This is a genomic window from Priestia sp. FSL H7-0729 (assembly GCF_038005685.1).
Lineage (GTDB): Bacteria > Bacillota > Bacilli > Paenibacillales > Paenibacillaceae > Paenibacillus.
Genome location: NZ_JBBOTQ010000001.1, coordinates 945,408 through 971,660 on the forward strand (window position 1 = coordinate 945,408; position 26,253 = coordinate 971,660).

General features: G+C 43.5%; 23 protein-coding genes, 1 pseudogene and 1 riboswitch. Of the genes and pseudogenes, 2 read left to right on the forward strand and 22 right to left on the reverse strand.

Annotated elements, in window-relative coordinates:
* Window positions 1–63: 63 nt before the first annotated feature.
* The 5 genes and pseudogenes from MHH93_RS04010 to MHH93_RS04030 form a co-directional block, all read right to left on the reverse strand.
* The gene (locus MHH93_RS04010) at window positions 64–378 is read right to left on the reverse strand and encodes a DMT family transporter (RefSeq protein WP_500052902.1); all 315 of its coding nucleotides are present in this window, start codon (window positions 376–378) and stop codon (window positions 64–66) included.
* On the reverse strand, window positions 378–716 hold the full coding sequence (locus MHH93_RS04015) for a DMT family transporter (protein ID WP_500052903.1): 339 nt from the start codon (window positions 714–716) through the stop codon (window positions 378–380). The genes MHH93_RS04010 and MHH93_RS04015 overlap by 1 nt, the downstream gene beginning before the upstream one ends.
* A gap of 102 nt (window positions 717–818) precedes the next feature.
* Window positions 819–922: riboswitch (guanidine-I (ykkC/yxkD leader) on the reverse strand.
* A 69-nt stretch (window positions 923–991) separates the two neighbouring features.
* Entirely contained in the window at window positions 992–1,621 is a 630-nt protein-coding gene (locus MHH93_RS04020; protein ID WP_500052904.1) for a pentapeptide repeat-containing protein, read from the reverse strand.
* Window positions 1,618–2,397 carry a class I SAM-dependent methyltransferase gene (locus tag MHH93_RS04025; RefSeq protein ID WP_500052905.1) on the reverse strand — a complete coding sequence of 260 codons (780 nt, stop codon included), beginning with the start codon at window positions 2,395–2,397 and terminating at the stop codon, window positions 1,618–1,620. Before MHH93_RS04025 ends, MHH93_RS04020 begins: the two co-directional genes overlap by 4 nt.
* Before the next feature lie 162 nt (window positions 2,398–2,559).
* Window positions 2,560–2,833: pseudogene (locus tag MHH93_RS04030) on the reverse strand (aldo/keto reductase); the annotation flags it as partial.
* Between the two features lie 371 nt (window positions 2,834–3,204).
* Between MHH93_RS04030 and MHH93_RS04035 the strand changes: the two are divergent.
* Window positions 3,205–4,122 carry an AraC family transcriptional regulator gene (locus tag MHH93_RS04035; RefSeq protein ID WP_500052906.1) on the forward strand — a complete coding sequence of 306 codons (918 nt, stop codon included), beginning with the start codon at window positions 3,205–3,207 and terminating at the stop codon, window positions 4,120–4,122.
* Window positions 4,123–4,293: 171 nt separating this feature from the next.
* Here MHH93_RS04035 and MHH93_RS04040 read toward each other — a convergent pair whose 3' ends face one another.
* From MHH93_RS04040 to MHH93_RS04115, 16 genes are all read right to left on the reverse strand, one after another.
* A complete protein-coding gene (locus MHH93_RS04040) occupies window positions 4,294–5,373 on the reverse strand; it encodes a threonine aldolase family protein (protein ID WP_500052907.1) in 1,080 nt (359 codons plus the stop codon).
* Window positions 5,370–5,792, reverse strand: a complete 423-nt coding sequence (locus MHH93_RS04045; RefSeq protein ID WP_500052908.1) for a MarR family winged helix-turn-helix transcriptional regulator — start codon at window positions 5,790–5,792, stop codon at window positions 5,370–5,372. The genes MHH93_RS04040 and MHH93_RS04045 overlap by 4 nt, the downstream gene beginning before the upstream one ends.
* Before the next feature lie 256 nt (window positions 5,793–6,048).
* On the reverse strand, window positions 6,049–7,767 hold the full coding sequence (locus MHH93_RS04050) for an ABC transporter ATP-binding protein (protein ID WP_500052909.1): 1,719 nt from the start codon (window positions 7,765–7,767) through the stop codon (window positions 6,049–6,051).
* 2 nt (window positions 7,768–7,769) lie between these two features.
* Window positions 7,770–8,144: a hypothetical protein gene (locus MHH93_RS04055; protein WP_500052910.1), complete on the reverse strand. Its 375-nt coding sequence runs from the start codon at window positions 8,142–8,144 to the stop codon at window positions 7,770–7,772.
* 179 nt (window positions 8,145–8,323) lie between these two features.
* Window positions 8,324–9,265, reverse strand: a complete 942-nt coding sequence (locus MHH93_RS04060) for an alpha/beta hydrolase (RefSeq protein ID WP_500052911.1) — start codon at window positions 9,263–9,265, stop codon at window positions 8,324–8,326.
* A gap of 21 nt (window positions 9,266–9,286) precedes the next feature.
* Window positions 9,287–11,419 (reverse strand): serine hydrolase domain-containing protein, encoded by a 2,133-nt coding sequence (locus MHH93_RS04065; protein WP_500052912.1) that lies wholly within the window; start codon window positions 11,417–11,419, stop codon window positions 9,287–9,289.
* Window positions 11,420–11,613: 194 nt separating this feature from the next.
* Window positions 11,614–12,975 (reverse strand): sensor histidine kinase, encoded by a 1,362-nt coding sequence (locus MHH93_RS04070; RefSeq protein ID WP_500052913.1) that lies wholly within the window; start codon window positions 12,973–12,975, stop codon window positions 11,614–11,616.
* Window positions 12,972–13,646 (reverse strand): response regulator transcription factor, encoded by a 675-nt coding sequence (locus MHH93_RS04075; protein WP_500052914.1) that lies wholly within the window; start codon window positions 13,644–13,646, stop codon window positions 12,972–12,974. The genes MHH93_RS04070 and MHH93_RS04075 overlap by 4 nt, the downstream gene beginning before the upstream one ends.
* A gap of 101 nt (window positions 13,647–13,747) precedes the next feature.
* Window positions 13,748–15,838 (reverse strand): serine hydrolase domain-containing protein, encoded by a 2,091-nt coding sequence (locus MHH93_RS04080; RefSeq protein ID WP_500052915.1) that lies wholly within the window; start codon window positions 15,836–15,838, stop codon window positions 13,748–13,750.
* A gap of 35 nt (window positions 15,839–15,873) precedes the next feature.
* Window positions 15,874–17,328, reverse strand: a complete 1,455-nt coding sequence (locus MHH93_RS04085) for an alpha/beta hydrolase family protein (RefSeq protein WP_500052916.1) — start codon at window positions 17,326–17,328, stop codon at window positions 15,874–15,876.
* Window positions 17,329–17,461: 133 nt separating this feature from the next.
* Window positions 17,462–18,445, reverse strand: coding sequence for an alpha/beta hydrolase (locus tag MHH93_RS04090; RefSeq protein WP_500052917.1), 984 nt, complete (start codon window positions 18,443–18,445; stop codon window positions 17,462–17,464).
* Window positions 18,446–18,608: 163 nt separating this feature from the next.
* A complete protein-coding gene (locus tag MHH93_RS04095) occupies window positions 18,609–19,598 on the reverse strand; it encodes an alpha/beta hydrolase (RefSeq protein ID WP_500052918.1) in 990 nt (329 codons plus the stop codon).
* A gap of 216 nt (window positions 19,599–19,814) precedes the next feature.
* Window positions 19,815–21,185, reverse strand: a complete 1,371-nt coding sequence (locus tag MHH93_RS04100) for a sensor histidine kinase (RefSeq protein ID WP_500052919.1) — start codon at window positions 21,183–21,185, stop codon at window positions 19,815–19,817.
* Entirely contained in the window at window positions 21,182–21,856 is a 675-nt protein-coding gene (locus MHH93_RS04105) for a response regulator transcription factor (protein ID WP_339187595.1), read from the reverse strand. Before MHH93_RS04105 ends, MHH93_RS04100 begins: the two co-directional genes overlap by 4 nt.
* A 70-nt stretch (window positions 21,857–21,926) precedes the next feature.
* Window positions 21,927–22,460: a GNAT family N-acetyltransferase gene (locus MHH93_RS04110; RefSeq protein WP_500052920.1), complete on the reverse strand. Its 534-nt coding sequence runs from the start codon at window positions 22,458–22,460 to the stop codon at window positions 21,927–21,929.
* 91 nt (window positions 22,461–22,551) lie between these two features.
* Window positions 22,552–23,157 carry a TetR/AcrR family transcriptional regulator gene (locus tag MHH93_RS04115; protein WP_500052921.1) on the reverse strand — a complete coding sequence of 202 codons (606 nt, stop codon included), beginning with the start codon at window positions 23,155–23,157 and terminating at the stop codon, window positions 22,552–22,554.
* A 282-nt stretch (window positions 23,158–23,439) separates the two neighbouring features.
* Between MHH93_RS04115 and MHH93_RS04120 the strand changes: the two genes are divergently transcribed.
* The gene (locus MHH93_RS04120) at window positions 23,440–24,879 is read left to right on the forward strand and encodes a DHA2 family efflux MFS transporter permease subunit (protein ID WP_500053320.1); all 1,440 of its coding nucleotides are present in this window, start codon (window positions 23,440–23,442) and stop codon (window positions 24,877–24,879) included.
* A 95-nt stretch (window positions 24,880–24,974) separates the two neighbouring features.
* On the opposite strand, the gene MHH93_RS04125 is transcribed toward MHH93_RS04120, so the two are convergent.
* The gene (locus MHH93_RS04125) at window positions 24,975–26,207 is read right to left on the reverse strand and encodes a cytochrome P450 (RefSeq protein WP_500052922.1); all 1,233 of its coding nucleotides are present in this window, start codon (window positions 26,205–26,207) and stop codon (window positions 24,975–24,977) included.
* Window positions 26,208–26,253 lie beyond the last annotated feature (46 nt).

Sequence of the window (26,253 nt, forward strand, 5' to 3'; positions counted from 1 at the left end):
ACGTAACGTATAAGGATAACATTAAAAATGTAATTTGTACATTAACTTTTCACTTTCACTTGTTCAACTGACCAATTTGAGACCGACTGCGGATCCGAGCACCATGGCGATAAACAGCATTCTTAGGGCATTTCGAGGCTCCCCGTAAAACACCATACCCAAAATGGCACCACCCGAGGCTCCGATTCCCGTCCATACGGCATATGCTGTCCCCATCGGAAGAGTTTCCATTGCAATGGACAGGAACAGGAAGCTTAAACCAAACCCGGATACCAATAGAACCAGTGAAATGAGATTACGGTCTTTGTGCAACTTGTTTATCATCAGCACGCCGATCATCTCAAACACCCCTGCCAAGATAAGAAATACCCAGTTCATTATAGCTGCACCTCCTTATTCTTTTCTTTGCTTAGCATTTTAAGACCGATAACGCCGAGTAAAAGTATAACAATGAGTATCATTTTTCCGGCTTGAACAGTCGCATTAAACAGAACAATCTCTGCAAGTACCGTACCAGCAGTACCCAGGCCAACAAATACTGCATATACGGTTCCCACAGGAAGTGTCCGCGAAGCTGCAATCATTAAGCTGAAGCTGATCATAATCGCAACCAGTGTAAGGCTCCATTCCAGCATCCCGCTGGCATGTTTTAATCCAATGACCCAACCCACTTCAAACAACGCAGCAAGCACAACCGACATCCAGGTTTTGTTCATACCTGTAACACCCCTTCTCTAATTCATTTTTGGCACACACAATATGGGTACATTAGCGGAAAAATAAAAAAAGCCCGGGAAACAAACTGCATATCGCAGTTCATCTCCCAGGCTTTTATCCCTCCGTGGCACAACCAACAGGTTGCGGGTTTTCTCTCGGACCAGACCGACACATAATGCGTCGCGGAACCCTAGAAAACCTGATTTTATTCTAATGTGTCTCCAATTATACACACTTTCACTATATTGGCAACCCCATGAATAGGTTCATGCGATCATTTGATAATGACGCCCATTAATCCTACAAATGTTGCAGCTTGATGTGGTGAGATCACACAACCGTTGAGATCTTCCATGGTTAACACCAAGGAATCAAATTGGCAATCGCTAAGATCCAAATCTTTCATTTTGGTCCCCGTTAAGGAAGCTTGGTCGATGTTACATTGGGTGAACTCCATTTTCTGAAGAGCCAGATAGGCAAAGTCCGCACCAATCAAGGTACATTCCGAGAAGGAGACCTGTTTCAGATGGGCAAAACGGAAATTGCTGTAATCCCCTAAACCATGAAGGAAACTGACATTATGCAAGCGAGAATTGGAAAAATCAGTTCCGACAAACTTGCAGTTATGCCATTCGATCCGGTGCATGAAGGCACCAGAAAGATTGACATTGGAGAAGTCGCAGTGTTCGAACCGGACATCGGTGAATTCAAATTGTTCCAAGTTAGACTCCGAGATCGTCACATGTCTAAATACAACATTTTCAAAGGAAACCTTACTCGCTTCCTGTTGATCCAATGTTATGTTCTCAATCAGTTTGTGTTTGTACTCCATTTTGGATTCGAGAAAACCAATCGTCTCTGGTTCGAGCAACTGCTCCTGAAGCTTGGGTTTGTCTACTTTCACACCGCATTCCCCGATTCCTTAATAGCTACCACTCGCAGTCGGCTTCTGTCTAGATACCATTGTCCATCCTGCATCAGTTGTGGCTGTACTTTTTTCTCTACAGCTTCCATAATAACATCCTGTTCCGCAGGTTTGATACCACTGAATAAATACGCCGCGAAGCTGTCCAGCCACTTTCTGGCACCTGGCTTGAACGGGGTAAATTGGTCAACATGCTGGACCAGACTAACTCGAAATCCGGTTTGCTCCAGTAGATTAACATATTCGCCAATGGTAGGGTGATACCATGGATTCCGACCTTCCCATTCGTATCCACGGGCATGCAGTTCTTCCCTTACCGCTGTTATTAATATAGCCGTGTTACCACTTCCAGCAAACTCAGCCACGAACCGCCCGCCCGTCTTAAGCGCTAAGGATATGGATTGTACCACAGCTGGGGCATCCTTTATCCAATGCAGAACGGCATGAGAGAAGACCGCATCAAACGATTCTTCAGACCGATAATGACAGGCATTAGCGACTTGAATATTCATATCAGGATATTTTTGTTTAGCTTGCCTAATCGTCTCTTCTGAAAAATCTATACCTGTTGGCAGCGCTCCTGCGACTGCAATTTTGGCTGTCAGATCCCCATTGCCACAACCCACATCAAGAATACGTTCTCCATGGGACGGCTGGAGCAAGGATAAGATAGATGTTTCCTGTAACGCTGTAAAAGGAGCAGAATGACCCCTCCACGATTCGTTCGTTTGACCGGATGAATGTCCGTTATTCATAGAATATAATCTCCTTCTCAATTAAGGATCTAATGTATCTATAATAACTTTAATATAAGAGAAGTGTCAATTCACTCAATAGAAAACTATAAAAAAAGCAGCCGAATGGCGACTTTAACATTAAGAATTCGGATCAACTGAGATTTCCAGTTACCGGATGCGACGCTCAGCTGTATATTGGACTTTCATGAACTGCCAGGCGTACATCGAAGAGCTCCAATGTATCTAACCTTTCCGGCCTTAACGACATCATGAAGAGCTTCCATGGTTTCCTCAATAGGAGTTGTATTATCCCATTGCTTTCCGGATGAAGTCGACTCTGCTCTTCATTCAGGGACCATGGAGCCATTCCGCGTTCCGGTACACCATAACTCATACAACCTAGACATAATCTGGAGACATCCAGACCGGTACGTCCTAATTTCACATATTCCATATTTCACACTCTCCTTGAATTTGTTCTGTAAACGGATGTTGTCTCGACCTCTTTGGTAACTAGCTCTAACCAGCATGTGAAGTATATCTCTCGATGTACGGAATTTTCTTCGAACTTGATCTGTGATTCGAGCCTGTCAATCAATATTTGCCTCACATGGTTTGATAACCACTTCATCACCTTGTTCACCCAACTTTTCGAATAAACTTTAATCGCTTTGCTCTTTTAACATACTCTTAGTATGCCGAGTCATGGGCTGATAGCGGTATATCAATCGTCTTAATTGATTGCCCGATCCTCTCAGGCCCCCTTTTGGTTCTGTACGGTAAGCTTTATAATGTAAGCAGGTTAAATCCGTGAGGAGGATACGTATGACCGAAGAATCATTTCAACCAAAACAGGAATTGAGTGACCTGATTAAACGCCATTCCCACCATAACGGTGCAATGGAAACGGCAATTCCCTTCCTGTTTGTCTATCACCATTCCAAGATTAGCGAACCGGCATACAGAGTATATAAACCTTCATTTTGTGTGATTGTTCAAGGGTTGAAAGAAGTATTGCTCGCACAGAAGCGTTATGAATACGGACCTTCCGATTACCTGATTGCTTCCATGAATCTCCCGGTCATCGGACAGATTATCAAGGCATCCGCTGAAGCACCCTACTTAAGTCTCAAACTCGAATTCACACCGAACCAAATTCTCGAAGTACTTAACGACTGCAATATCAAGGTAACATTCAACGAAAACGCCAGACGAGCCATGTTTGTAGGTCAGATGGAATCGTCCATTCAGGATGCTGTACTCCGACTTGTTCGTTTGCTGGATACGCCGGGAGAGATTCCATTTCTGGCTCCGTTGTACGTTAAAGAAATCCTGTTTCGCCTCCTTCAAGGGCCTTACGGAGGGGAACTCGCGCAGATTGCGGTTGAAGGTAGCAGCACTTATCGGATCAGAGAAGCGATTGAGTACATCGTTCATCATTGGGAACAGCCATTTCGCATTGAAGATCTGGCTGAGACCGCCAGCATGAGCGTCTCTTCATTCCATCGTCACTTCAAAGAGATTACAGCTATGAGCCCATTACAATTCCAGAAACAAATAAGATTACAGGAAGCCCGGCGACTTCTGATGGCCGAATCTGCTGATGCGGCAGATGTAGCATTCCGGGTTGGTTACGAGAGTGCTTCTCAATTTAGCCGCGAATATGCACGCATGTTCGGTGCGCCGCCAAGAGCCGATATCCGACGGTTGAAAGAGAAATATGACATGGCCTTGAGTGAGTAACCGAGTATTCACCCTCTCTATCTCACAACTATCACACAAAAGGAAAACCAAAAAAGGACAACCATAACGGTTTGTCCTTTTTTCAATATCAAAATTCTGCGTAATATCTTTGGGAATGTTCAAAATTTACGAGAGGAAATCGGAGCTGTTCTATTTAAATTTTGAACAAGATTAGACCAATGCTTCGACCCGTTCTGGCACGTGGATCTCTTCGTGCAATAATTGAGCGATGTCACGAGTCAGTGCATCCACATTCTCCTGCCGGGTTGCCCAGCTGGTACAAAAGCGCACCGCACTGTGTGTATCGTCAACCTTTTCCCAGAAGGAGAAGGTATAATCATTCCGTAATTTCTCAAGCAAAAGGTTGGGCAGAATCGGAAACTGCTGGTTGGTTGGTGAGTCATACAGGAAGCGTACTCCCTGTTGTTCGAGTGAATCATGAATTCTCAACGCCATATCCACGGCATGACGGGAAATCTCAAGATACAGGCCGTCTTCGAACAAGGTTTCAAACTGAATCCCCAGCAATCTGCCTTTGGCAAGCAGACCACCTTTTTGTTTGATCATATAACGAAAATCTGGCTTGAGCGCATCATTCAGGATAACGACTGCTTCTCCCATCAATGCCCCAATCTTGGTTCCTCCGATGTAAAATACATCGCACAAGCGCGCAAGATCAGCAAGTGTCATATCGCAATCTCGGGAGGCAAGTGCATATCCAAGGCGTGCTCCATCCACGAAAAATGGAAGACCACACACTCTGCTGACTGCGTGCAATGCTTGCAATTCTGCCTTGCTGTACATCGTTCCGTTCTCCGTTGGCTGAGATATGTATACCATACCTGGCTGTACACAATGTTCCGGTGACGACTCGTTCATGTGCGCATCATAGACTGCCTTAACCTGTTCAGGCGTGATTTTTCCGTCCTCGCTTGGGACCGTGAGTACCTTATGACCTGTTGCTTCAATAGCTCCAGTCTCATGAACCGCAATGTGTCCCGAGGTCGCTGCAATCACACCTTGATATGGACGCAAAATAGAGGCAATCACTGTTGTATTCGTCTGTGTACCGCCAACCAAGAAATGAACATCAGCTTGCTCATTGTCACAAGCCTGACGAATAAGCATCCTCGCGCGTTCGCAATGCTCATCCGTACCATACCCGCTTGTTTGTTCCATGTTGGTTTCCATCAGTTTTTGTAAAATGCGTTCATGCGCACCTTCGTTATAGTCACATTCAAATCGTATCATCGTGTTGTCTCTCCTGCACTCTTGTTCAACTTCTCTTGTATGTTCATCATGGAGGTGTATACCTCTTGAATCTCTTCTTCATTGAGGTCTTGCATTAATTTCAGGATCTGTTGATCCGATCGATCATTCAATTGGGCATACAGTTCCTCACCCTTGGCTGTTAGACGAATCAGACTGACCCGGCTATCGGACGCAGAATTTACTTTCACCAGCAGACCTTCCTTGGATAGCTTGTTCACAATTCGGCTCATGTAACTGCGATCAATGGTCAGTGTATCCACCAGATTGTTCGCAATGCTTTCTCCCCGAATTCCAATCTCAATAATGACCCTTACTTCAGCAAAGGAATACCCTGTTCCGAGAATATGCTTGTCAAGTACACCAAGTATGTTGGTATAGAAACGGTTAAAACGTCGCATGTCAGCCAGAATATCTGGATTTATGTACTGAGAGTCGATGTCAAACCCTCCTTTTTAGTGGACATTGTCAACATTATAATAATCAGGTTAGTGGACGTTGTCAACATTATATTTTCCCTTGGTATTTCATCGCTAAATTTTCAGTCCTTACAAAAAAGCCGCGCTTATGCGCGGCCTTCTGGGGATAACAGCGATCGGAAGGTTATTCTGTCATCGGAGTGGCCAGTGTAAATTTTTTTTGTTCATTTTATATGGATTAAGAGTGACTATATTGCACCTGATGAAGACGGCTGTATATGCCTCCAGCGGCGACCAATTCCTCATGGTTACCCTGTTCAGCGATACCATCTGTGTTCACTACGATGATTCGATCCGCATTCTTGATCGTTGTCAATCGGTGTGCAATCACAAGTGTCGTTCTACCCACCGACAGTTCCGCGAGTGATTGCTGAATAAGTGCTTCCGTTTCCGTGTCCAGTGCAGAGGTTGCCTCATCCAGAATAAGAATGGGTGGATTTTTCAAGAACATACGAGCAATGGATAACCGTTGCTTCTGTCCTCCGGATAGCTTGACTCCACGCTCACCAATGACCGTATCCATGCCGTCCGGCAACGTAAGAATCAATTCCTCCAATGAGGCACGGCGAGCGGCATCCCAGATCTGTTCGTCCGTTGCACTTAGGTCACCATAAGCAATATTCTCCTTAATCGTACCCGAGAACAAAAATACATCCTGTTGTACAATCCCGATATGCTTACGCAACGATTGAAGTTTAATATCCCGAATGTCCACTCCATCAACAGTGATTCGCCCCTCTTCTACCTCATAGAATCGCGGAAGCAAGCTGCAGATGGTTGTCTTACCAGCACCCGAAGGTCCAACAAAAGCAACGGTTTCCCCTGGTCGAACAGACAGACTGATATCATTCAAGATACGCCGACTGGATTCATATCCGAACGAGACGTTCTCGAAACGAATATCGCCCTTCACACTTTCGAATTCCACGGCGTTTTTGTTATCCGCAATTTCAGGTTCTGTATCAATGATCTCCAGATAACGCTTGAAACCAGCGATGCCCTTCGGATAACTTTCGATGACAGCGTTAATCTTCTCGATAGGACGAAAGAAGATATTCGACAGCAGCAGGAAGGCCATAAAATCACCCATATTAATTCTGCCATCAATATAAAACCAAGCCCCGCTGATCATGACAAATACCGTAACCAGTCGCATCATCATATAACTGACCGAGATACTTTTCGCCATCGTTTTGTAGGCAAGCAGCTTGGTTTTACGGAAATTCTGATTATCTACAGCAAAAAGCTCCTTCTCGTGTTCTTCGTTGGCGAACGATTGCACAACACGCATGCCACCAACATTGTCTTCAATGCGAGCATTGAAATTGCCGACGTCTCCGAAGAGTCTTCGATACGTCTTCGTCATACGGCCACCAAATACGATAATAACCCAAGCCATAATCGGGATAATGATAAAGGTGAGGAGCGCAAGCTCAAGATTAATGTTAGCCATCAGCCAGAACGATCCGATTAATGTCATCACTGCGATGAATACATCTTCAGGTCCATGGTGAGCAACCTCGCCGATATCGTTCAGATCATTTGTAAGATGACCAATTAAGTGGCCTGTTTTGCGATTATCGAAGAACCGGAAAGACAGCTTCTGCAAGTGAGCGAACATCTTCTCACGCATGTTAGTCTCAATGTTAATGCCCAGCATATGTCCCCAGTATGTAACGACATAGTTCAATACTGTATTAAGTGCATAGATGGATAACAGCACAATACAGGCAAGCAAAATAAGAGGCCAATCCTGACCGGGCAACAACTCATTAATGAATTTACTGACGGCAAGGGGGAAAGCCAACTCCAGAAGACCTGCGAGTACAGCACATCCAAAATCAATCAAAAACAGTTTTTTATAAGGACGATAATACGAAAAAAAACGACGAATCATACTTATTCACTCTCACTCTCCAGATTCTTATTGGGACTTATATCTTCATTTTGCAGTTCGAATAGATGGATATACTCGTCGATGACCTGATCAATGGCTTTCAACTCCCCACTGATCATCAGGCGAATATGTTCATACTCCTCCTGACCAAGTTGTCTGGCGAGCGTTGTTCTCCGATTCTGCATCTGTTCCAGAAATACGAGAATCCGGCCGCGACGGAATGTTTGCGCACCATGGCCCCGTTTTCCCTGCTGTTCACCATGTCCTCTGCCACGTCTGGAACGCTCTCCACGTTGCTCGCTGTCACTCACATCACGTCTCGGACGTTCGCCTTGACGTACACTTCCATCCGATTCTTCGATCTGTCGATCTCTCATCCTGCCACCTCCATTGCGTGTATACATATGTATACAGCGCATTCATGTATACGATTGTATACGCGGCAACAAGGAGTGTCAACCTTAATTTTCCAATAAAGTAACTACGCATGTATGCTCATCACCTCTTTCAATAGAAAAAAAAGCCGCGATTTCGCGGCTTCTTTTGTTGACACACTCTACTCTATTTCACTCATAAACTTCCTATATTCTTGAACCATTTCTTTGGAGCGGGTGTGATGCAAATAATGATCTCCCTCGAAAGTCATTACTTTTCCATGCAATGAATCTTTGACTTGCTCTTCATGCAAGGGTATCCAGCCTTCCGTTTCGGTATCATTCGCCTGTAAGAAGAAAATCAACGGAAGATCTTTGGGGAAGGACAGGTTCTCAGCTGCTTTGAAGTTAGGACCAAAGTTTTCGCCTTCATTCAGGTTGTTCGGATTAAACGTATTTTTGAGTGAAAGGATTCGAATTTGCTCTCTGGTTTCATCATCAACATCGGGTGCAATCAGTTGATCAGGGGCCAATTTCATTAACAATCGGTAGAATCCTGATTTTTTAAGCAATTTGTACGTTTCAGTTGGAAATGGATCATCGTTACCTCCCTGCGTTGGGACACTGCTCTCGATGCCGACAAAGGAAGTTACTTCGTTTGCATATTTGTTAACATAATCCAGTCCGTATATCCCTGAAATGGAGTGAGCCATAAGCGTGTAATGTTGAATACCAATTTGCTGTAACGCTTCATGAATTTCACTAACCATATTTTCCGTAGTACGCTCTTTTTCAGTAATGTCACTTAATCCATAACCGAAAGGTTCAATGACAACGACTTTGTAAAATGGAGATAGCTCATCGATGAGCGGTTTGAAATCAAGGGCTGGGGCGGGTGTTCCATATCCAGGAAGCAATACCACCGTTTCCTTGCCTTTTCCTTGAATCAATACATTCATGTTTTTGCCATCAACCGCTACAAACTGGCCATAAGATTTTATTTTCCCTTCCTCCGATTTGTTGCTAACTACATTAACAATAAAGACAGTCGCAATAAATAATGCAAAAGCGATAACGATCGCACCAAATATTTTGAGCAAAATGATTAATATTTTTTTCATCATGATGGTTCTCTCCTGTTGAGTTCATTTACTTTTTTGTGAAATTTCAAATTTGGCGCCAGCTTCACCTGCAAATACAATACGTCCGTTTTCTGGTAAAACAACTGTATTCTTACCGCTGACCACGGTGTGATTGATACAAATTCCGTTCTGATCATAGATAGCAAAGGCTCCATTTGCAGGTAACTTTACGGTCATGACTTTTCCCTTCGCAGTAGCGGGTACCGAAAACCATTTGGCATATCCATCTGTTTGAATGGTTGTTGCGGATCGTTTACCCGAATAGATGGGTTTCACAACTTCCTCACTGGCGAATACATAACCTGAAAATGTAAGATACTCTCCTGCGTTCTTTTTGGAGAAATGAATGTCCATCGGATCTCGTCCGGCAACACCCGGAATCTGCAATTGATTGGCTGCTTCGTCTGCTCCAATAATTTTATTATTGGACATATACCCTGGATTCTCTTTACTCATATGAATAGGCAGGATTGATGTAGCATTAAGATAGAACATGGATGTGTATTTCGCATTCACCAGATAATATTTTTTACCATCACGCTTTGCCCATGCAGCGTTAATCTCCTTGGATAATGTATTGGCTTTGAGCTTCTCCGAATTATATTCGGAGAAAGCCACCTGTCCGAGTTCTGGAACGGAGATATACGAACGAGACCACAGGTAGGTATTCCCATCTTTCTCCACAACGAATTTCAACTTTTCTGACCCATCTTCATTCACAAAAGTACCATCGGCTGTATACGTGTATTCTTGAACCGGATTACTTGGAGCCGTGAGAGAGGAGACCGTCATTTGTCCAGCTTTATTTATCTGGATCTTCGTCACTGAATTATTGCCACCATATCTTCCTGCAAACTTGGAGATTTCTTTAGGCATATCAGCCTTCACAGGTACACCAAATGATTTTTCCGGTTTCCGTTCTTTAATAATGCCCTTTTCTTCAAGTGCGCTGAGTAATAACTCACTCGCAATGAATTGATCGGTTACGCTTGACCCGTCTGAAGAGATCACGGCTGCAGCCATGTTGTATTCCGGAAGTACGACGAGTGAGGAATGATAAGATAACGTATCTCCACCTTTCGTAACAGCCTTGATGCCGTAGTCACTGAATGGGAACAAGTCCACACTATCCCACCCTAATCCGTACGACATAGAAGAATCACTATCCTTTGGCCACATGCCTCTTCTGTATTCTTTTTGCTCCATGGCTTCTACCGACTTGTTGGAAAGAATCCCTTTGACCTCTCCTGTGAAGATTTGCGAAAATTTCACCAGATCCTTAGCGGTGGAATATAAGCCTCCTGAAGCAATGATATTATAATTTTCTTGTGGAAGCTGCCCCTTATACGAAGGAGAGTAGATTCCCGCCATTTCTGCCGGGTTAACCACATCTTGTGGTGTTTTCGTATGATCCATTTTTAGAGGCTCTGTAAAGTGTTTGTGTATAAATGCCGTAAAACTCATGCCACTAACTCGCTCTACCAAAATTTCAGCTAAAGTAAACCCGTCGTTTGTATAAACCGAATATGCGCCGGGATCTGCCTTCAGGTTTTGATTCACCAATTGATCGAGAAACGTATCATGTGAATACGTGTCATTATCTCCGTACAATATGGCACTGCTGGTTGAAGTGCCCATAAGACCAGATGAATGATTCAGTAACATACGGGGTGTAATCTGTTTGTATCGTTTATCTTTCATTGTAAAATCAGGCATATAGTTCACAACAGGCACATCCAGATCGATCTTGCCTTCATCCACCAGCTTCATTACAGCAGCTGTAAGCATCATTTTACTGGTTGAGCCAATACCATAAATCGTGTTCGAAGTAAGAGGTACCTTGTCGTTTATATCGTTCTTGCCCGTCTGACCGGAAACCACAATCTCTCCATCATCAATGAGCGCATATTGCAGACTCGTTGTGCCATACGTCTCAGTCAGTAATTTGGCTTTTTCGATTACGGTTTTCTTTGTTGTCTCATACGCAAGGTTAATGCTGTTATTCATGGCAGCCGGTGCGGCCATTGCAGACATTGGGGCAAGTATCGTCAGCATGAGAGTCACAGCAGCTATAGTATTTCTCTTTCTTGCTGTCCTCACACTCATCTTCAGTTTTGTTACCTCTCTTGGTTTCATTCTTGCATCTACTCCTGTCTTCATCATTGTGTTAAGCCACCATAACGTGGGCGCTAAAGACAATATAACAAACCAAGATGTCCCCCTAATGACTACAACATGAACGGAGGATGAACAGGCAAAAAAAGTTTGCATCATCATACGCAAGGAGGTTTATACAGGGTGTCATAGCTTAGAGAAGGCATGAATTCCAATCAATCTGTGGGTGTTGTGATTGGCAAGATGACGATGAAGGTCGTTCCTCGTCCATATTCGCTCTCCACCCGGATGTCCCCTTGATGAAGCGAGACGATCTGCTTTACAATAGCTAGTCCCATACCGCTTCCTTCATATTTCTGACTGTGGGAACGATCAGCTTTAAAGAATCGGTCAAATATACGCTTTTGGTCTTCCGGGAGAATACCAATACCCGAATCCGATATGCGGATCATCACGTTCTTGATATTCTGTTTGATCGTGACGTTAATTCGGGCACCTTCTTCGGAAAATTTGATGGCATTGCCGAAGATATTGATCCACACCTGATTTAACTGGTCATAATCGGCCGTGATTTTGGTGGGCTGCAAATCAAGATTGATCTGAATGTTACGGGCCGACCATTGGGGTTGAATAGCAACAATTACTCGTCTGATCTGTTCATCCAGACTGAGCGTGGCGAGCCGCATTTGCAATGATTGAGATTCAAGCAAACTCAGCTTTAGCAGACTATCACTTATTTTGGACATTCGTGCAGTTTCAGTGATGATAATGTCGAGATAATCGCTTCTTTCGTCATCCGGGAGGTCTACCTGCTTGAGCGCTATAGCAAAACCGGAAATGGAAGTGAGCGGAGACTGAACTTCATGGGACACGTTTGCTACGAATTCCCTGCGCATCTGCTCAAGCTGCTTTAGATCGTGCATCATTTCTTCAAAGCTGCGAGCCAAAGTACCTATCTCACCCTTTTGTTTAATATTAAGCTTGACGTTGAAATCTCCAGCAGCTATAAGCCGGGTCGCTTCTGTCAATTTTTTGATCGGTCTTACCAGAAAAATAGCCGCAATTAGTATCAATAGGCTTCCTGCTAACAACGAACAAATCAAAAAGGTTACAACAAACTTGATAAGAAATGAGGTGGAAGAGGAAGTGAGGGGCTCTACAAACATGGCTATGCTTCCCGTTTCAGTTTTTGTCGGCAATCCCAAGAAGATCGTATCGATTCCATTAACTTGGACCCTTTCCCCATTCAGCACTTTCTTCACTTGTTCTGTAGTCACTAGGAAAGGATGTTGTCCTTTAAGTTCTCCATAGGATTGAAACTGACCCGTTGCTTTATAGATTCGAATGTGGTAAGAGTTGAGTTGTTTCATTTCACTTATAAACATTTCTGCTTCGCGTAGAGGCAATGTCTCGTAAATGCGGACGATATCCTGGCCAAAGTCAAGCAAGGAGCCTTGTAAGTTTTCGTTTAATTTATCTTGAAATATCCAGGTTGTAGCAAGAAAAGAAAGGATTGTGCCCCCGATCACGGAGACCAGAAAGGTCAGGACTACACGTGTATAGAGGGAGCCGGTCACTCCTGCACCTCTAGCCGGTAGCCAAGTCCCCGCACCGTTTCGATACGAAAATCGGAAATATCAGCAAAACGTTCGCGTAGACGTTTAATATGCACGTCTATCGTTCGATCATCGCCAGTATAATTAATTCCCCAAACTTGATCGATTAATTGCTCCCGCGTATAGACTTGTCCCGGTAATCCAGCAAGTTTATACAATAATTCGAACTCTTTAAGCGGCAAGGTGAACGACTCTGTACCCCTCAGGACCTTATAAGTCTGTCGGTTCAGAATAACGTTTCCTAATTGGATGGTCTGCGTTAAACCTATACGGTATCGTTTCAACAGTGCCTTGACGCGAGCCATCAACTCAAGCGGATCGAATGGCTTCGTCATATAGTCATCTGTCCCGAGCTGAAAAGCTTGTACTTTCTCCCAGGTCTCGTTTCTTGCCGTCAACATGAGTAACGGAAGATCCGGATTGGCTCTTCGAAGTTCCTGGCATAATGCCCAACCGTCCATGACTGGCATCATAATATCAAGAATAACCAAATCGACTGGCGTGGAGGTATAGATAGCCAGGGCTTCCTTTCCGTCTACGGCGTTGATGGTTGTAAATCCGTCGTTGCGCAAAAATAAACAGACGAGTTTGCGAATGTTCGCATCGTCGTCAGCAACTAATATCGTAGGCATCGTTTCCACTCTCCTAAAAAAGAATATGAACAAAAGCAGCCGATTACTTTGATCGGCTGCCTTCTTAGTTTCGTTAAACATGCTACCTTACTAGAATTCATCTATTTTAATGAAATTTCAAACTTGGAACCGACCTCACCTGCAAATACAATGCGGCCCTTTTCCGGTAAAACAACCTCATTCTTCCCGCTGACTACGGTGTGATTAATACATACCCCCTTTTGATCATATACGGCAAAGGCGCCATTTGAAGGCAGTTTAACGGTCATGACTTTTCCATTCAACGTTGTTGGCACCGAGAACCATTTGGCATAACCGTCTGCTTGAATCGTTGTTACAGATTGTTTACCCGAATAGAGTGGTTTTACAATTTCATCGCTGGCGTACACACTACCTAGAGCTGTAATGTACTCCACTCCGTTCTTTTCAGCGAAATAAATTTCCTTTGAATCCCGTCCTGCCATGCCAGGAATTTGCAGATCCGTAACTGCTTCGTTGGCTCCTATAATCTTACTATTGGTCACATACCCTGGAGTCTCTTCGTTCATATGGAAAGAAAGGATTGGTGATGAATGCAGATATACAGTTGATGTATACTTCTGATTCACCACGTAGTATATCTTACCTTCACGCTTCTCCCATGAGGCGGTAATATCCTGGGGTAATTCATTGGCTTCCAGCTTCTCCGCCGTATATTCGGAGAACGCCAACTGACCAAGCCCCGGCAAGGATATATAAGATCTAGACCACAGATACGTCCTTCCATTCTGCTCCGTAACGAATTTCAGCTTTTCTGTGCCTTTATCGTTAACAAACGTACCATCCACTGTATATGTGTATTCTTGAGCCGGATTATTTGGAGCTGTTAGCGCGGATACAGTCATTTGTCCAGCATGATTCATTTCGATCTTCTTAACCGAATTATTAGAACCGTATATACCCGCATACGTGGATATTTCTTCAGGCATATCCGCCTTCACTGGTACGCCAAAAGATTTTTCCGGCTTTCGTTCTGTAATGATACCCTTTTCCTCAAGTGCGCTAAGTAATAATTCACTTGCAATAAACTGATCTCTGGCACTCGTTCCCCCTGAAGAGGTAACGGCTGCAGCCAGATTGTATTCCGGCAGTACGATTAGAGAGGAGTGATACGATATCGTATCTCCACCTTTCGTCAGGGCCTTGATGCCATACTCACTGAATGGGTACAAATTCACACTATCCCACCCTAGCCCATAAGAGATAGACGTGTCGCTATCCTCCGGCCACATACCTCTTTTGTATTCTTCTTGCGCCATGGCTTCTACCGACTTACTGGATAGAATGCCATTGACTTCTCCCGTGAAGATTTGTGAAAATTTAACCAAATCTTCAGCGGTGGAATAGATGCCTCCAGTAGCAATGATATTATAATTCTCTTGGGGAAGCTGATCCTTGACCAATGGAGAATAGATACCCGCCATTGCTGCTGGGTCAACGACATCCTGTGGTGTTTTGGTATGTTTCATGTCCAGAGGTTCCGTAAAATACTGGTGTATAAAAGCTGTAAAGCCAATGCCGCTCACTCTTTCAACTAGAATCTCGGCTAACGTAAAACTGTCGTTACTATACACCGAGTACGCGCCAGGATCAGCCTTCAGGTGTTGATTCGCCAATTGATCCAGAAACGTGTCATGTGAATACGTGTCATTATCCCCGTATAATGTGGCATTGCTTCCGGTGCTGCCTAACAGACCAGAGGAATGATTCAACAACATACGTGGTGTGATTAATGTGTAGCGGTTATCTTTCATCTTAAAATCAGGTAAATAGTTTACAATTGGCACATCCAAATCGATCTTGCCATCATCAACAAGCTTCATAACAGAAGCTGTAAGAAACATTTTACTTGTTGAGCCGATGCCGTAGATTGTATCTGAAGTAAGCGGTACTTTATCCTCTAGATCGTTCTTGCCTGTCTGACCGGACACTACGATCTCTCCGCCATCCATTAATGCATATTGCACACTAGTTGTACCATACGTTGCGGTAAGGATCTTCGCTTTCTCCGCTACTATTTGCTTGGTTGGTCCATAGGTCAGATCACTGTTGTTACTCGTAGCTGGTGCCGCCATAACTGACATTGGAGCTAACATCGTTAATATCAGAGTCAAGGTAGTAATTGAAGTACGTCTCCCCTTGTATCGTCCCATTCAGATCATCTCCTGAGTTTAAATATTTTGGCTGATTACAGCTCTTCCGGATCTATAAATTTCACTTCTGGATAGTCTTCGTTCGGCCCTTCCATCAGATCTCCACCCGTTCCTTTCAATTGCTTGTTAAAGAAATCGAGTACATATTGATTTACGATATTTGATCCTCTTTTACCATTGATGTCTCCTGTGATCCCTGAAAGTTTAACCAGCTCCGAATAGAATTGAAGGTCTGTGAAATTGAAGTGTTGGGTTCCATCTATATAAATCACATCCCCCCCATGTTCAATAACATTTTTCATAATGTGCAGCTCATCTGAAAGAAATTTAGTTACTTCGTCATCCGAATTTCTATCCTTTTCGAAATTGGCTAACCAGTCTTCAAAACTTCCTGATCTGATAAACATAAACGGCTTGTTTATATCCTCCCTATCTTCTACTTCATTCAGTGACCCGTCCATATTAACCCCGGCCTTAATTCTATGATCCAAATACGTTGCATTAAACGCCGTTGCACCCCCAAAAGAATGCCCCATCGTGCCGACGTTATTTAAATCCATTTTCCCTTTGAATTGACTTTCAATTGCACCAGAATTCAGCTTTTCGATTTGATTGATTACAAATTCCACGTCTTTTGTCCATATATCACCAATTTCTTTACGGTCATCTATAGTTGTCATCTTTGTTGTATATCCCGTTACACGGCCATCAGGAAAAAGGGTAGCAAAGGTGCTATACGTATGATCGATTGTCACTACGATAAACCCATGACTGGCCAGATTCTCCGCCTGTGATGCTTGTAGAACTCTACTGGTTCCCATACCATGAGATAGCAGTACCACGGGATAAGGAGTTGCAGAAGGTATTATTTCTACATTTTCATAAGAGTTGGTCCGACTATACTTCCAGTAGTTGAGCACAAATTCGGGAAGTTTTAAAGAAGCAGAGAAGCTCTGAATATATTTTTTGAACATTTCTTTATCATATGGAAACAGCGTGTCACGCTTGTTGTTATTAATATTTTCAGTTGGGTACCATACTTGAACCATTAGCTCCCTCTTATCACTTTGATCTTCTGTTAAGACTTCATCTCTATTCTGATCTGTAAAATGAAAGGTTTGAGTCCCCACCTTCTCTGGACCATCAGGCTTCGGAAGATCAAAGACTGGTAAGTATGCAGACAAGAGGGTAGTAGCAACAAGCAGAATGACGATTAAGGAAGATAAACTATATCTCAACACCGTTCCTATTTTTAGATTCACCATTTTTTCGGAATGCCTCAATAAAACGATGATTATGAATAGTGCCGTCATGATATATACCACAAGTAACTGCCATCGGTATCCCTCAACCAATAATTGGATTACGAGTATAACGCCACTTCCTATACCCACACCCAAGCCTGTTTTCTTTGCACCTCTCTTAATAAAGAGTAGGTCTAAGAGTAAAGCGAAGCAGGATAGAACTAAAAGTATCTCAAATAATCTCATTTTGAATGCCTCTCTCTTTCATCACGGACATGGTCCGAATTAGATGTATTATGGAAAAACCGCCCCCCAAGACGGTTTCTCATATTCGCTCATGTACACTTGTTAAATTAAAGCGTGTACGTCTACACCATATTTACTTCGCTTCGTTCATAAAAGCTCTAACGTCTTCAGCAATTTTTTTGAATTGAGTGTGATGTAAATAATGTGAACCATCCATTGTAACTACTTTCCCATGGACCGAGTCTTTGATCTGTCCTTCATGCAATGGAATCCATCCTTCTACCCCTTCATTATTCGCTTGTACAAAGAGAAGAAGTGGAAGATCATTAGGGAAGCTTAAACCTTGAGCACCTTTAAAATTGGAATAAATATGATCCATCTCGTTTAATGACGTGGTATTATACATGTTTTTATTCGAGATCATTTTCATCTGCTTAACCGTCTGTTCATCGAATGCAAGTCCCTCATAGGGGTCCGCACCCGCTTTCATCATTAATCTTAAGAGACCTGTATTTCGGAGAAAAGCAAACGTTTTTAATGGGAACTTCGCATCTGTAATACTTGGTTGGGTGGATACACTGCTATCAATACCGACAAAAGCAGTTACCTCATCCGGATATTTGTTCACATAGTCAATGCCGTAAATGCCTGCAATGGAGTGACCCATGAGCATGTACTGATGAATATCAAGTTGTTGCAGAGCTTCATGAACTTCACTTACGATATTCTCTGTGGTTCTTTCTTTTTCAGTTTCATCACTTAATCCATAACCGAATGGCTCAACAGCAACAACTTTGTAATATGGTGATAATTGGTCAATAAGCAACTTGAAATCAAGCACTGGAGTTGCGGTTCCATAACCAGGCAGAAGCACAATCGTTTCCTTGCCTTCACCCTGAATGAACACATTCATATTTTTCCCGTCTACAGACACATGCTGACCATAAGGTTCTATCTTTTTCGCTTCTGAATTGCTACTGATCACATTCGTGATATAAACAATACCTAGGAATAAAATAATGGCAATTACAATTGCTCCTAGTACTTTAAGTATAATATTTCGTACTTTCTTGACCCTGCTTCTATTCTTGGCTTTCTTTCCTTCTGGTTGTGTCATTCTGATCTTCTCCTGTCTTGAACTGTTTGTTCGGTTGTCTTCTTTGCTGCTAATGAAATCTTATCCAATGAAAATGTACGCTCCGTGACGTCAATATGAACTGAACATGAACAAGCAAGAAAATGTTCCGACGTTACGGGCACGGAGCCTTTACATGATGGAGTTATTGAACTCCCACCATAAAACTCCTGAATTTTTCAGCTATTTCTTTGGCATGGGAGCGGTATAAATAATGATTTGCTTCCAACAGCACCATTTCACCACGCACAGAGTGCTCTATTAACTTCTCGTGTTCGGGAACCCAATTGTCCACTGCCGGATGATTCTTCTGAACAAATAAAAGGACCGGGAGATCAACTGGGAACGTTAACTGTTCAGCTGCTTTAAAATTGGAATACATGCTTAAAATCTCGTTTAATTGAGTTGAATTAAACATGTTCTTTTGTATCAAAATGTTCAATTGTTCTTTGGTTTGTTCATCATACGGCAGTCCCGCATATGGATCATCACTCATTTTCAATTGCAAACGCGGGAAACCCAAATTACGGTACCATTTAATCGGTACAATTTCTGATGCTTCAACCTTCTGTTCACTAATCGCTGGAACACTGGTATCCAGCCCAACGTATGCACTTATTTCATCTGCATATTTGTTCACATAATCCAGACTATAGATCCCCGAAATGGAATGACCCATCAAGATATAACGATCAACATGTAGACTTTGTAACGCTTCGTGGATTTCACTGACGATATTTGCAGTACTGCGTTCCTTTTCGGTCTGATCACTCAATCCATAACCAAACGGTTCAACCACGACGACTTTATAATCGGGGGATAGCTCTGAAATGAGTGGCTTAAAATCTAGTGCAGGTGACGCTGTTCCAAAACCCGGCAGAAGTACAATCGTTTCCTCGCCTTCACCTTGAATGAACACATTCATATTTTTCCCATCTACGGATACATGTTGTCCATACGGCTCCATTCTTTTTTGCTCCGAATAACTACTGATTTTGTTAACGGTGTATACGATAGCTACAAAAAGTAATATTGCTATAATGATTGCAGCAAGCACTTTGAACAAAATGCTTAACACTTTTTTTATTTTGCTTTTACTTCGTACTTCTTTGTCTCCTTGTTGATTCACATTCATCTGCTCCTATCCTCATCTGTATATTGGCCTAACAGGTTGCTAATGCAAGCCTAACCAACAAAGATGTACTCTCCATGACCGTAATATGAACGGAATATGAACAAGCAAAAAAAATGCCATGTGTAACATACAAGAAAGCTTGCATGTTACACATGGCATAAAAATTCAGTTTAGATACTCCGATGGATATTCTATTTATTCACCTACCCTGTGAGCCTAACTATCCGTTGGTGGATGGATGGGTAACGTAATAATAAAGGTTGTACCTTGACCAGGTTCGCTTTCCACTCGAATGTCACCCTGATGAAGGGATACGATCTGTTTAACGATAGCGAGTCCCATGCCACTCCCATCATATTTACGACTGTGGGAACGATCTGCCTTGAAAAAGCGCTCGAATATGCGCTTCTGGTCTTCAATGGGAATACCAATGCCTGTGTCGGATATTCGTACACTCACATGGTTGATATCCCCTTGGATAGTCACTTTAATCATACCGCCATCATTGGAAAACTTGATGCTATTTCCGATGATGTTGGTCCATACCTGATTTAACTGGTCGTGATCAGCCGTTACCTTCATGTTCTCCAAATCAAGCTCGAAATGAATGTTGCGCCCAGACCATTGGGGCTGAAGTGCCACAATGACCCGCCGGATCTGTTCATCAAGGCTTAAGGTGTTAAGCCGGAGTTGCTGTGACTGCGATTCAAGCAAACTCAATTTGAGCAGGCTATCGCTCATTTTGGACATTCGTTTCGCTTCAGAGATGATAATATCCAGGTAACGGTTTCGCTCTTGTTCGGAGAGATTTACTTGCTTGAGTGCCGAAGCATAACCGGATATCGAGGTGAGCGGAGACTGAACCTCGTGCGAAACATTCGTAACGAATTCCCTGCGCATCTGCTCCAACTGCTTCAGATCATGCATCATTTCTTCAAAGCTGCGAGCTAACGTACCAATCTCCGTCGTTTGCTTAATGTTCAGCTTGACGTTGAAGTCTCCAGCTGCGATCCGTTTGGTCGCTTTGGTCAACTTCTTGATGGGTCTTACCAGATATACAGAAGCAACCAGAATCAGCAAGCTTCCTGCAATCAACGAACAGCTTGCAAAGATTAAACCAAACTGGACTACAAAAGAGGCGGAGGGCGGTGCGAGTGTTTCCAAAAACATCGCTTTTGTGCCCATTTCCGTCTTGATCGGTAGCCCCAAAAGAACGGTAGCGATCCCTTTCGGTGTGTCTTGAACAACTCCTCCATTTAAAACTTTTTTGAGTTGCTCCATCGATACAGCAGCTGATTTATGTCCATTAAGCTTCCCATAAGTCTGGAGTTTGCCCGTTGCATCATAAATTCGAATATGATATGAATCAAGCTGTTTCATATTGCTAACGAATAATTCTGCTTCATCCAGAGGCATCGTCTTATATATCTGCACTACGTCTTGGCCAAAGTTGCGTATGTTAATTCGAGCATTTTCGTTCAATTTATCTTCGAATATCCAGGTTGACATAAAAAAAGAAATAACTGTACCCGCGATGACAGAGATCAGAAAGGTGAGCACCACACGAATGTATAATGATCTGATCATTCATGGACCTCAAGTCGGTATCCTAGCCCGCGCACCGTTTCAATCCGAAAATCAGGTGTAGTCGCGAATCGTTCACGCAGGCGCTTAATATGTACATCTATCGTTCGATCATCTCCGGCGTAATCAATACCCCATATCTGATCGATCAATTGCTCACGTGTATAGACTTGGCCTGGTGTTCCAGCAAGCTTATACAGCAATTCGAACTCCTTAAGCGGTAACGTAAGTGACTCCGTGCCTCTCATCACCTTATACGTCTGACGGTCCAGAATAACGTTGCCAAACTGGATTGTATGTGTGGAGCCAATCTTGTATCGTTTCAACAATGCCCGGACGCGGGCAGTCAGTTCCAATGGATCAAACGGTTTGGTCAAATAATCGTCCGTACCCAATTCAAATCCTTTCACCTTCTCCCACGTCTCACCTCTCGCCGTCAGCATGAGTAACGGGAGATCGGGATTGGCTCTTCGAAGTTCCTTACACAGTGCCCAGCCATCCATGACAGGCATCATAATATCTAGCACAACCAGATCCACTGGGGTTTCGCCATATATGGTAAGAGCTTCCTTACCGTCTGCAGCTTCCACTGTTGTGAATCCATCATTTTTGAGAAAGAGACAGACGAGTTCACGAATGTTTGCATCGTCGTCTGCAACAAGTATAGTAGCCATAGGTTTTTCTGTCCTCTCCGTTACGTTTAAATATATAGTTCAGATTATAGTCAATAGTAATACATTTTTCTCACTGTATATCCACAGCAAACATCGTATGTTCTTTCAACGTTCCCTGGATCGGGACAGACTGTGACCCGCACGCTGTGAATCCTGCCTTTTGAAGTACACGGATGGACCCAGTATTATCAGGTACCGCACCAGCTTCGATGCAAGTAATTTCAGTCTCATGTTTGGCAAACTCCAGCACACATTGCAGGGCTTCGCTCATATACCCTTTTCCTTGATGCAGCACATCTGTTACATAACCAACGATCCATTTAGGGGTTGAATCCAGTACAATCTCGAACAAAGAAATCTCACCGACAAGTACATCCGTTGTATGTTGAAAAATACCGAAAGAATAGCGAATTCCTTCTTCTCTCTTCTTATTCCAGCTCTCAATGAGTGCCCTTTGACTTTCCAAGCTGTAGTAAGAGTCATCCCGATTACTCGCTGAGGTTCTCTCAATTGCCACACGATTACGAACCTGTAGATCCAGAAGCAACGAGGCATCTTCCACATTCCAAAATCGTACATAGATACGTTCTGAACTATATTTCATTATATTATTCCTCCTCTATTATGTAGGGTTGCATAGAGATGGCCTTTGCGATTCATTGGCCCCGATGTACCGTCTGAGCGTTGCAGTATAATTATATCAGGTCATTATAGGAGTACGAACGAATCAACGAGAATTGTTTTGCCAGAAAATGCGGGGAATACGGCATGTCGTTACGTAACCAAGCCACAATGGTGCCAATCAGGGCGGACGAACCATACCAGATGGCAATTTCCTTATGAATTCCGGATTCCTCCAGGACATCTTCCATTTCGGCACGATCTATCTTAGCTTTGACCAAGGTACTTAACAGTTTCAGGAGTCGTTCTGTGAAAATGGGTGTGCGCTTCGTCGCAAGAACCACCTGATAGAACGAGGCGTTATCTGCAAAATGCTCCAGTAACTTAACCAGAACAGGCCAAGCCTCCTCCGTCCGCTGCTTCTCAAAATGAGGGGCATATTCATCTACAATTTGTTTGATATTCTCAATCATCTCGTCAGCCATCTTCTCCATCATATCCGTAATATCGCGATAGTGCAGGTAAAAGGTTACCCGATTAATCGTCGCTCGTTCGGCAATTTTGTTCACTGACAGTTTCTCAATATCCATTTCCTGCAGCAACTCAACAAATGCACCTCGAATTAACTGACGTGTTCGCAATATTCTTGGGTCCACGGCTGATTTCTTCTCATCTTTCACGTGTATCCCTCCCATCAAATTTGGAACATTACAATTTTAAACAATCAGTCGTTTATTTTCGATTTACGCAACATATTCATAGTTTTTGTAAAATAAACGACGAAAACACCTCATAACGTAAATTGTAATCTGTCCGAATATGTATATAATTCAATAAATACACTGTAAACTATACAACACGTTGTAAATTTAGTCACGCGTGGATTGAAAGGATGAAAAGGATTGAGTCAGGTTAAAGTGCAAGATGAATTATCCGTTAAGAAAGGCCCCATCCTGTTTATCATGATTTTGGGAGCCTTCCTTGCAACATTGAATCAAACGATCATGAGTGTCGCTACACCGGAACTGATGGGTGATTTTAATATCACCGCCGCAACAGCACAATGGTTAACGACTGGTTACATGCTGGTGAACGGGGTGCTAATCCCCATCACAGCCTACTTCATGCAACGCTTTTCAACCAAGCAATTATTTCAAGCATCGATGTTTATTTTCTTAATTGGTACCATTGTATCCGCCCTTGCAACCAACTTCGGCACATTGCTGACAGGTCGCATGATTCAGGCAGCGGGTGCCGGCATCATCATGCCACTCTTAATGCATGTTATTTTGACCCTGTTTGCTCCTGAAAAACGAGGATCTGCGATGGGGATGGTTGGCTTTGCCATCATTTTCGCCCCAGCAATAGGACCTACACTTGCCGGTTATATTCTGGAGAACTACTCTTGGCAAACGATGTTCTACGGCATGATTCCATTAACCCTTATTGTCATTGCCTTTGCGTTTGTATACCTGAAGAATGTATCCGAACGTGTCAGCACGAAGTTCGACACGATGAGTGTTGTGTTATCCACCATCGGATTCGGCGCATTGCTGTATGGCTTCAGTAGAGCAGGAAGTCTGGGATGGTCAAGTGCAGAAGTACTTATCTGTATTGCTGCAGGAATTGTGGCTCTTGCCCTGTTTACATGGCGTCAACTCGTATCTGAAACTCCCTTGCTTGACCTGCGGGCTTTCAAATACAACATGTTCTCCCTGACCACGGTCATCAGTATCGCGATTACCATGATCATGTATGCTGATATGATGTTGCTTCCTTTGTACCTCCAGAATGCACGTGGTTACACTGCACTGGAGTCCGGATTATTACTCCTTCCGGGTGCCCTTGTCATGGGCTTCCTGATGCCTGTAGCCGGAAAATTGTTTGACCGATTTGGAGCGAAATGGCTGGCTGTTATCGGGATGGTCATCACCATCGTGACGACCATTGGTTTCATCGACTTAACGGATTCAACCAGTTATGGTTACCTGGTATTAATGTCAACCGGCCGCCGAATTGGTATGGCTTTGCTCATGATGCCGATTCAAACTGCGGGACTTAACCAACTGCCATCAAGACTCGGCGCACATGGTACAGCCATCTCCAACACCGTCAGACAAGTTGCGGGTGCTGTAGGTACTTCATTGCTCGTGAGTGTCATGACTTCCCGTACAACAGCACACGTACAGGATATGATGGCGACTGGTGCAGCCAATGGCCTCAGTCAACAACAATTGGCTACAGAGTCCATGATCCAGGGGATCAATGATGCGTATGTTGTTATCATCGGTATCGCTGTCGTGGGATTGATTCTTTCCTTCTTTATTAAACGTACCAAACAAGCCAAAGAGGAAGAAATCAAACAGGTTGTAAGACAAAAAGTTTCCATGAATTCAAATTAAGTTATCCAGCCTCATACTTGCATAAGAAAGCGGCAGATCAAGACGTTCACGTCTGATCTGCCGCTTTTTGAATGGTTATACGTGGAACCTGCTCGCTACCCAACGATCTTCACTGGCAGATGGGTCAATGACTGTCCCGGAGCTGAAGTGGCCAGATTATTCTCCAGATCAAAGGACTCCACGGGTTCAATCCGAGCAATCTTCTCCACAAATGCAGTCAAGGCAATACTTAATTCCATTCGCGCCAGCGGAGCACCCAGACAAAAGTGTGGACCATTGCCAAAAGTAAGATGTCTTTTATTATTATGACGATGAATATTTAACTCAAACGGGTTTTCAAACATCTGCTCATCCATATTGGCTGCACTCAACCAGGAAATGACAACGTCCCCTTTTTTCAAGTCCACTCCAAGCAGTTGGTTATCCTGTTTCACTGTTCGATGCCGCTTGGCATTACGAAACCGATAACGAAGCATTTCTTCCACTGCTAGCGGTACCAACTCCGGATTCTGTCTAAGTTCTTCATACAGACTCGGGTCATCGTATAGGAAGGAATAGAACGTATTGGAAACCATATGGCTCGTTGTCTCAATACCCGCTCCAAGCAAAAGCATGGTCGTGCGAACAACCTCATCTTCCGTGAACTTCTCTCCTTCAACATCAACACTCAACAGATCCGTAATGATATCTTCACCAGGATGGGTCCGTTTATGAACCACTATGGGATAGAGGAATTGATAATACTCTCGAGCTGCAGTCTGCTTTTTCAGTTCACTCTCCTCAGCAGTCTTCGGATTAGTGGGCTGAAACAGAATATCTACCCAGTTCTTGAAGCGATGGCTGTCTGTGAGAGGGATGCCGAGCAGATCCGCCATAACCATGGAAGGCAGAGGAGCGGCCAACGCTTGAACAATATCAATTGTCGTATTAGGCTTAATATCTGCTACGAGCTGCTGTGCAATGTTGCGAATTCGTGGTTCCCAGTTTTTCAGACTACGTGGTGTAAAAGCAGCGGATAACAACGAACGACTTTTTTGATGACGGGGCGGATCGATACTTGAAATGTTTAATTTGTCCGGAGGTGTTCCTTCGTTATTCTTCGCTCCGACCGCAATAGTCGTTCGAGTCCCTTCAGCTGAAAAATACTCATGATTGCTCAGGACCTGCTTCACATCATCGTATCTGAACACATTCCAGGTATCTGTATCTTCGTGATAGTACACAGGATGCTCGGACAACATTTTTTGAAACCAGTGAAGTGGAAAAAACTCCTCAGATCTGGTCTGGAACCCTGTGATGTCCTCAACACGTATCACTTCTTTATACATTAGGAAGCCACCTCTCAGAATAGATTCATGATTGCTTACATGGGTA

What these genes read in the sequence shown, in the direction of transcription:
- MHH93_RS04035 (WP_500052906.1), top strand. Translation starts at nt 3,205, where the DNA reads ATGACCGAAGAATCATTTCAACCAAAACAGGAATTGAGTGACCTGATT.
- MHH93_RS04100 (WP_500052919.1), bottom strand. Translation starts at nt 21,185, where the DNA reads ATGATCAGATCATTATACATTCGTGTGGTGCTCACCTTTCTGATCTCT.
- MHH93_RS04025 (WP_500052905.1), bottom strand. Translation starts at nt 2,397, where the DNA reads ATGAATAACGGACATTCATCCGGTCAAACGAACGAATCGTGGAGGGGT.
- MHH93_RS04015 (WP_500052903.1), bottom strand. Translation starts at nt 716, where the DNA reads ATGAACAAAACCTGGATGTCGGTTGTGCTTGCTGCGTTGTTTGAAGTG.
- MHH93_RS04120 (WP_500053320.1), top strand. Translation starts at nt 23,440, where the DNA reads ATGATTTTGGGAGCCTTCCTTGCAACATTGAATCAAACGATCATGAGT.
- MHH93_RS04080 (WP_500052915.1), bottom strand. Translation starts at nt 15,838, where the DNA reads ATGGGACGATACAAGGGGAGACGTACTTCAATTACTACCTTGACTCTG.
- MHH93_RS04090 (WP_500052917.1), bottom strand. Translation starts at nt 18,445, where the DNA reads ATGACACAACCAGAAGGAAAGAAAGCCAAGAATAGAAGCAGGGTCAAG.
- MHH93_RS04010 (WP_500052902.1), bottom strand. Translation starts at nt 378, where the DNA reads ATGAACTGGGTATTTCTTATCTTGGCAGGGGTGTTTGAGATGATCGGC.
- MHH93_RS04040 (WP_500052907.1), bottom strand. Translation starts at nt 5,373, where the DNA reads ATGATACGATTTGAATGTGACTATAACGAAGGTGCGCATGAACGCATT.
- MHH93_RS04065 (WP_500052912.1), bottom strand. Translation starts at nt 11,419, where the DNA reads ATGAAACCAAGAGAGGTAACAAAACTGAAGATGAGTGTGAGGACAGCA.
- MHH93_RS04105 (WP_339187595.1), bottom strand. Translation starts at nt 21,856, where the DNA reads ATGGCTACTATACTTGTTGCAGACGACGATGCAAACATTCGTGAACTC.
- MHH93_RS04050 (WP_500052909.1), bottom strand. Translation starts at nt 7,767, where the DNA reads ATGATTCGTCGTTTTTTTTCGTATTATCGTCCTTATAAAAAACTGTTT.
- MHH93_RS04055 (WP_500052910.1), bottom strand. Translation starts at nt 8,144, where the DNA reads ATGAGAGATCGACAGATCGAAGAATCGGATGGAAGTGTACGTCAAGGC.
- MHH93_RS04060 (WP_500052911.1), bottom strand. Translation starts at nt 9,265, where the DNA reads ATGATGAAAAAAATATTAATCATTTTGCTCAAAATATTTGGTGCGATC.
- MHH93_RS04095 (WP_500052918.1), bottom strand. Translation starts at nt 19,598, where the DNA reads ATGAATGTGAATCAACAAGGAGACAAAGAAGTACGAAGTAAAAGCAAA.
- MHH93_RS04125 (WP_500052922.1), bottom strand. Translation starts at nt 26,207, where the DNA reads ATGTATAAAGAAGTGATACGTGTTGAGGACATCACAGGGTTCCAGACC.
- MHH93_RS04085 (WP_500052916.1), bottom strand. Translation starts at nt 17,328, where the DNA reads ATGAGATTATTTGAGATACTTTTAGTTCTATCCTGCTTCGCTTTACTC.
- MHH93_RS04045 (WP_500052908.1), bottom strand. Translation starts at nt 5,792, where the DNA reads ATGCGACGTTTTAACCGTTTCTATACCAACATACTTGGTGTACTTGAC.
- MHH93_RS04110 (WP_500052920.1), bottom strand. Translation starts at nt 22,460, where the DNA reads ATGAAATATAGTTCAGAACGTATCTATGTACGATTTTGGAATGTGGAA.
- MHH93_RS04075 (WP_500052914.1), bottom strand. Translation starts at nt 13,646, where the DNA reads ATGCCTACGATATTAGTTGCTGACGACGATGCGAACATTCGCAAACTC.